Origin of the sequence: Mesotoga sp. HF07.pep.5.2.highcov, from assembly GCF_003666285.1 — a bacterium.
Taxonomy (GTDB): domain Bacteria; phylum Thermotogota; class Thermotogae; order Petrotogales; family Kosmotogaceae; genus Mesotoga; species Mesotoga prima.
Window position 1 is genome coordinate 1 of sequence record NZ_JFHJ01000165.1, and the last position, 7,393, is coordinate 7,393.

The window sequence follows — 7,393 nt, forward strand, 5'->3', positions numbered from 1 at the left end:
CCTGGGCTGTTCTTGCCCAGCCTTGCGTCTTATTCCGTTCTTTCCGACCCCCTAGCGCTATCCCCGACCACTTCTTCAGAAGTGCAGATCCCGAAACGAGTTAGGATTACAGTCCTTTGCATCATTCTGGCACGCTTCTGGCCAGAATTCGGTTCGTTAAACTACTGAAGAGGACGATCGCTATCCTTGGGAAGACTGATCCTCAATAGCGGGCGTGCCGCCGCACGCCCCTACATCCGTTTCGATCGAATTTATTTGCACATGCAACTCACAACTTGCATCTTGGCACTTGCAACTGATCTATTTCGGATAACGGCGAACCTTCTACGGACAACCACTGTCTATTGCCTTTTTCTTGTAACCAGCTTCTTGATTTCGTATATCCAGAGGATCGCGCTACCGAGGGCTAACGAAAGCAGCAGATCCCATATTCTCAGAGCCTGTGTGGAGAAGAGCCCCTGCATAAAGGGTACATATATAACGGCCAGCTGAAGCCCGAAGCTCGCCAGTATTGCGTACATTAGAGAAGGATTCTCTTTGAACGGTGCGTTGAAGATCGATTTCGTTCTTGATCTCACAGACAGTGCAAAGAAGAGTTGAGAGAAAACCAGTGTTGAAAAAAGCATCGTTCTCCACGGCCCGTTGGTATCGTTCATCCAGTAAACCAACCCAACGCCAAGAGAGAAGGCGGAGAGTAGTAGCCCGATAAGGATTACATTCCATCTTCCATTTGCCAGGACGTGTTCCTTCGTCGGGTTGGGTGGACGCTTCATTATATCCTTTTCCGGTGGTTCAACTGCGAGCGCCAATGCGGGGACTCCGTCCGTGACCAGGTTGAGCCAGAGTATCTGAAGGGGCGCCAGGGGGAGCGAGATACCAAAGAATGGTCCGAGAAGCATTATCCATATCTCTCCGAAGTTCGACGCCAGGATGTACCTTATGAACTTGTGTATGTTGTCGAAGATTGTCCTTCCTTCACAAATGGCCGAGACGATCGTGGTGAAGTTATCGTCGATGAGAACCATATCAGCGACTTCCTTTGTTACGTCAGTCCCTGTTATGCCCATAGCGATCCCTATGTCGGCCTGTTTGAGAGCGGGGGCGTCATTAACGCCATCACCCGTCATGGCGACGACATTTCCCTGTCTCTGAAGAGAGTCGACGATCTTCAGCTTGTGTTCCGGTGCGACTCTGGCATATACCGAGGTCTCTGAGGTAACTCTGTCGAGTTCCTCCTCCGTAAGGTTTTCGATTTCTCGACCCATCTTGACGTTCGACTTGTCGTCAACTATGGTGAGGCTCTCTGCTATATAACCGGCTGTCAGGGGATGGTCACCCGTAATCATAATCGGCCTTATACCTGCTTCACGGGCGGTCATTATCGATTCTTTGACGCCTTCTCTTGCGGGATCCATCATTCCAAATATACCGGTGAAAATGAGATTTCTCTCTTCGACCTTTTTGTCTTCGACTTCAGAGGAGTTTACGGGCCTGAAGGCTACTCCAAGAACCCTCATTCCATTCGCCGCGAGGTTGTTGTTTGTCTCTATGATTCTTTTTCTCCAATCATCGCCTATCTCATGTATCTCGTCACCTTCAAGTACTCTGTCACAGACTTCAACGAGAGAATCGACGGCTCCCTTGGTAAATGCAACATATTTGTCGACTGCGTTTTCTCGAAGGTGTTCTGGAACGTCTGCAGGAATCTTGCCCTTTGGATTCTCCCTGATCTCGTGGATAGTTGTCATCCTCTTTCGTTCCGAATCGAAAGGGATCTCCAGGATCCTGGGCATAGCCTGTTCGAGGTCGCTTTTCTCGATGCCGACTCTGTAAGCCGCATATACTAGCGCTCCCTCTGTGGGATCTCCGATCACATCTACCTGCTGCTTTTTGTGGACGGGAGGTTTGATCTCGGCATCGTTGCATAGCGCGGCCGCCGTAAGCATTATTTCAAATGATTTATTGTCATCTTCGGGAAGTGCCTCGGGATCCGGTTCATTTTCTTTTCCAAAGTCCAGTGTGCGTCCGGCCATCTCTACGACTGTCACTTTCATTCTGTTTTCGGTAATCGTTCCCGTTTTGTCGGAACAGATTACGGTAACGGAACCAAGCGTCTCGACGGCCATCAGTTTCCGTACGAGAGCGTTCTTCTTCAACATCCGTTGGGCGCCTAAAGCCAACGCAATAGTGACAACCGTGGGAAGACCTTCTGGAACTGCGGCCACTGCGAAGGAGACAGCAGTCATGAACATAAGCTCGAGATCTTCACCCCTCAACAAGCCCATCACGAAGATCACGGCTACTATTCCAAGCGCGATCAAGGCAAGAATCTTGCCTAGCTGGTCGATATTCTTCTGCAAGGGGGTCTGAGTTTCGGCAGTATCTTGAAGCATTGTCGCGATCTTCCCAAGTTCGGTTTCCATTCCTGTGGCAGTCACTATTCCGACTCCGCGGCCGTATGTGACAACCGTTCCGGAATACGCCATGTTTTTGCGGTCGCCGAGAGAGGGGTTCTCTTCTTCAATGGGTTTCGTGGTCTTTTCCACAGCCTCGGATTCGCCGGTGAGGGCTGACTCCTGAATCTTCAGATTGGTTGACTCGACGAGTCTCATATCTGCCGGCACGATATTTCCGGCCTCTAGTATAACTACATCTCCTGGTACGATCTCCGTTGAGTTTACTTCCACAATCTGCCCATCCCGTCTTACCTTCACTCTGGGCACGGACATCTTCTTCAATGCGGCCATTGCTTTTTCGGCTCTGTATTCTTGAGTGAACCCCAGGATGGTGTTAAGGGCTACAATTGCTAGAATTACTATCGTATCCCTTAATTCACCGACGAAAGCCGTGATCACCGAAGCAACAATCAGGATTATTACCATCACAGACTTCAGCTGTGAAAGAAGAATCTTCCAAGCGCTGCGCCTGTTCTTCTCTGTAAGCTCGTTCAAGCCATACTGGTCGATTCTCTCCTTCGCCTTTGCCCCGGAGAGACCCTCGTTTGAGCTTGAGCCTAGTTCCTTTATGACTTCTTCGATTGTTTTCTGATGGTATTTCGCCATGCTTCAACCTCCGTTTAATAGAACAGTTGCACAGTTCGTCTAATTTAAGTTCGAGTATTTAAGTCTAGATCCCGAAACAAGTTTGGGATGACAGTGTTAGGTAATTGCGAAAACGGCACTTACAATCATGCTAAAAGAACCGTCCCTCGTCCTTCGTCCAGGATCGTGGACCCGTCCTTCGATTGGATCGGAGAGCAGATCCAGTATGGAGTCCTTGATGATTGTTCATTGGCATTGATAATCGGTAATGGTTCAGAGCCGCTTCAGTTTGCCAGACCCTAGACCCAAGACCCGAGACCCGCTATCAATTCCGTCATTCTGAACTTGTTTCAGCATCCCGACGGGCTTTCCGAAAACGTCACATAGCGTCATTCTGAACTTGATTCAGAATCTCGATGCTCTCTTGTTGAATGTCAGTAACGAGCTTACTTCATTGCCATTAGAAAAAGGTCTTCTTTCTTCTTCTTGCAACTTGCATCTTGCAATCGTTCTTTTCTGAGAACGGAGAACCGCTCAACGGTCAACCAGTTTCTCTTGCTCTTACGAACTCGCTACCCGCTACCACCGACCATGGTTTGTCATAAGCCCAGATCCCGGATCAAGTCCGGGATGACAGTGTTACTTGATTGCGAAAACGTCACATCATGTCATCTGAACTTGTTTCAGCATCCCTATCCCAGATTGTGGTCCCACCAAACCTTGTATTCCAAAGATTACAATCGTTTTTTTGGCTTTTGTTCTTGCAACTTGGAACTTGCATCTTGGAACTGATCCTTTACCCTTACGAACCCCCGACCTGCTACCACCGACCACGGTTCATCGAAAGCCTAGATCCTGAACAGGAGCGCTTCAGGATGACAAAGTAAGTTGGTTCTGATCAGATTCCTTTAATCTCCATTCTTCTCACAACTCACAATTTGGAACGCTGAACTAATTATTTGCTCCTGACCAACCCCCGACCTCCGACCATCTACCACGGTCTTACAACTCACAACTTGGAACTGCTCTTCTCAACGCACGAGTTATCTCAAAAGCGAAAATTGGCTCTTTCCCCGCGAAGCGGGCACTGCGTCCTGGTGCGATCTTTGCCAGCATTGCGACCTGGGATGTTCTTCCCAGCCTTGCGTCCGCCGATGCTTTTCGGCGCCTTGCGTCAACCACGGTCTTTCACAAATCTCTAGCAAAGAGTCTGTTCGCTTTCTTGATAAGTATAGGCCACGTGAATACAATACCAACTAAAGCGATCGCGGTCAATATGATAGTCATAATTGTCCCGGATATGTTGTCCTTAAGTAAGAACGCGAGATATCCAAGACCGCCCACGTAACCAAAGACGACCGGAATCGAAAGCGCGACGTTAACGTTCTGCTTCATGGCTCTCTGAGGGTTCTCCCATTCAAGGATCGGCTTTATCGAGTCGATTATCATTTGTAGAATGTTCAAGAATGTGAGAGTCAATCCTCCGACAACAAATACAACTAACGCCTCTATGAAAGACAGACCAAGGATCAGACTAAGAGCGACTGCGCCGAATGCCGGGCCTATCAAACTAAGCGTCTCGATATGAAGAAATTTGACTTTCACGATTTCATTTACGTCAACGGGAAGAACCTTCAGTTCCCTGATCAAATCTCCTTCTCTGCTAAACATAGAGGAGGCAAGTCCATTTATTCCTCCCGCAACGGCTGCGACCAGTGCGCCGACTGGGACAAAGACTGGCTTGTACTGCTGAAACTGGTCCAGCATCTGACCTAACTGATCGGTTTGTCCGGCAACAGCCGCTATGACCAGCAGAATTGGGAACACCAGTACATTTCCGAATCCGTTGAAGGCGAATGCAGGGACCTTCAGGAAGTACCACCATTCTCTTTTATAGAGAGCAGAGAACTTTGTCTGTTGTAAGCCCATCAGCCAGGCTATCTCCCCTTCTTCAAGTTTCGACCGTTTGGCAAAATTCTCTTGGAGGCTCGAATAGACCGAGTAGTAAAATTTGTGACCAAAGAAGAGAAAGATTCCGAGAGCGGCAGCGTGCAGGCCAATGAAGGCAAGCAACCACAGTAAACCCTCTAAGAAGGGTTTGCTCAGGGCCTTCGTAACGAGTATAGTCGGCGGATATGCCCCGGCCGTCTTGTTTAGTATTGCATCTTCGCTCGAGAATATTCTCGCGAACTCCTCTGCGCTCATGTTCGGGTCAACCCTGCTGGTAAGGGAAACGAAAACAAGGAAGCCTAAAACTACGAGCGCGCTTATCAGATAGACGATGCTGTCTCTGTATCTCTTGAAGCGGAAGAGTCTCGAAAGCGGCAGAACGATTATCGCCGAGAGCATTATGGGCAATACCTGACTGAGTAGAAAGATTATCGCCATGAATATCCAGTATGAAATACCGGCTCCAGATCTGATCCCGTAGAGAATGTAGGCAGGAAGAATGACCGCGATCGAAATTACCATGAGATCCACAAGCACAACCAGGAACTTCGACATCAGTACCTCGGTTGACTTTAAGGGCAGGGGTATCAGGACGCTCATGTCATCCCCGAAGAAAAAAGTGCTTATCATAAGGAAGACTCCCATGATCAGCCCGAATAGATTCGCTATGAGAAACGGTCCTGCCAGAAAGAGCTGCCTCATTCCAGCAGCTTCATACTGATCGTACATAGTGTTCAGCAGACTCATGTAAAGAGGCCCAAGAGAAAAGACCATCAAGAGTACCACGCCTATTATTAATGCCGGTTCCCAGAGTCTTTCTCTTTTCTTGAAATGATAGAGAGATCTGGGTATGTTGTAGTGAGCGTTAATCAGCGTCGAGGTAAGCGAAATCACCATTTTCGGTCTCACTACCCGTCACCTCCAGGAAGAGTTCTTCAAGGCTCCCCTGGCCTCGGAGCTTCCTAAGCTCTTCAACGGTGCCTACAAACTCAAGCTTTCCTTTGTTTATTATCCCTATCCTGTCGCAAATTCTTTCTGCCACTTCCATGACATGAGTGGAGAAGAATACCGTATTTCCTGCCTTCACGTGGTTTCTCATCATTTGTTTTAGAATGAATGCCGATTCCGGATCGAGGCCGACTATCGGTTCGTCCAGTATCCAGAGATCGGGATTATGGATCAATGCGGCAATTAGCGAAAGTTTCTGTTTCATCCCATGGGAGTAGGTGGATACTGGATCTTTGATTGCATCTGAGAGCTTGAAATTCTGCAGAAGCTTAGACGCCCTCTCGGCACGGGTCTTTGGTGGGACTTGAAACACATCTGAGATAAGGTTCAGATACTGAACACCCGTAATCTTGTCCATTACAAGTGGTTCATCTGCAACATAGCCTATCTTGGATTTTGCTTCAACAGGGTGAGCGACCACATCTATATCGTCTACTGAAATACTTCCTGATGTTGGCTGCAACAACCCGACGATCATCTTGATTGTCGTAGTCTTTCCGGCGCCGTTGGGCCCCAGGAAGCCAAAAATCTCCCCTTTGTTAACCGTCAATGAAATGCTGTCAACAGCCTTGACGCTTCCGCTGTAAATCTTTGTCAAATCTCTTATCTCAATCACTTTCCAAACCTCCTGTCCTCACAGGGCATTGCCATTTTCGCTCCTTACGAGGATCTGAAAAAACTCTTCCAGATCAGGGATTGAAATGGCAGCTTCATCGTTCTTGTAGTATTCTTCGGTTGCTTCCGAGTATTCAACTATCATAGATAGCCTGTTTATCTCTTTTGCCACAGCGAGACATCTTTCGGAACTCGGTTTTGTTTTGTCCTTCAGCGGCATTTTAATTATTCTGTACTTCTCTTTGATCCCATCAAGATTACCAGTGTACTTTATCTTTCCACTAACCATGATCGAGAACTCATCGGCTATCTTTTCGACCTCTGGAATGACATGGGATGTGTAGATAACTGTCTTTCCGAGGATCACTTTCTCCCTTATCAGTTCAAGCGTATCGTCTCTCATTATTGGATCGAGGCCCCATGTCGGCTCGTCGAGGATGTATAGATCCGCATCTGTCGATAGAGCAACAGCGAGATAAAGAGCCGTCCTCATACCATTTGAAAACGTTCTGATCTTCTTCCTGTAGGGCAGCTTGTAGTTCTCAATCAGTTCTCGAGCCTGTTTTTCGTTGAATCTCGGAGAGATTCTGCTGCTCAGTCTAAGTGTTGATTCTATATCGAGGTTCTCGTAAAGATTCTTCTCCTCCGGAACGAACGAGATTCGCTCTCTGACTTCCTCTATTGGTCTGCCAAAAACCTCAACTGAGCCGGAATACTTTACCAGGCCGAGTATAGATTTCAAAACGGTGGTCTTTCCCGCTCCGTTTGGACCTAGCAGG

The 7,393-nt window shown here is 48.0% G+C and carries 4 protein-coding genes; all 4 read right to left on the reverse strand.

Going from position 1 to position 7,393, the window contains the following annotated elements:
- Positions 1-341 precede the first annotated feature (341 nt).
- The gene (locus BG32_RS03180; RefSeq protein WP_121509623.1) at positions 342-3,062 is read right to left on the reverse strand and encodes a cation-translocating P-type ATPase; all 2,721 of its coding nucleotides are present in this window, start codon (positions 3,060-3,062) and stop codon (positions 342-344) included.
- A gap of 1,167 nt (positions 3,063-4,229) precedes the next feature.
- Positions 4,230-5,900: a putative ABC transporter permease subunit gene (locus tag BG32_RS03185; protein ID WP_121509624.1), complete on the reverse strand. Its 1,671-nt coding sequence runs from the start codon at positions 5,898-5,900 to the stop codon at positions 4,230-4,232.
- A complete protein-coding gene (locus tag BG32_RS03190) occupies positions 5,857-6,615 on the reverse strand; it encodes an ABC transporter ATP-binding protein (protein ID WP_014730087.1) in 759 nt (252 codons plus the stop codon). Before BG32_RS03190 ends, BG32_RS03185 begins: the two co-directional genes overlap by 44 nt.
- 18 nt (positions 6,616-6,633) lie before the next feature.
- A partial coding sequence (locus BG32_RS03195; RefSeq protein WP_147434810.1) for an ABC transporter ATP-binding protein occupies positions 6,634-7,393 on the reverse strand: 760 nt, incomplete at its 5' end.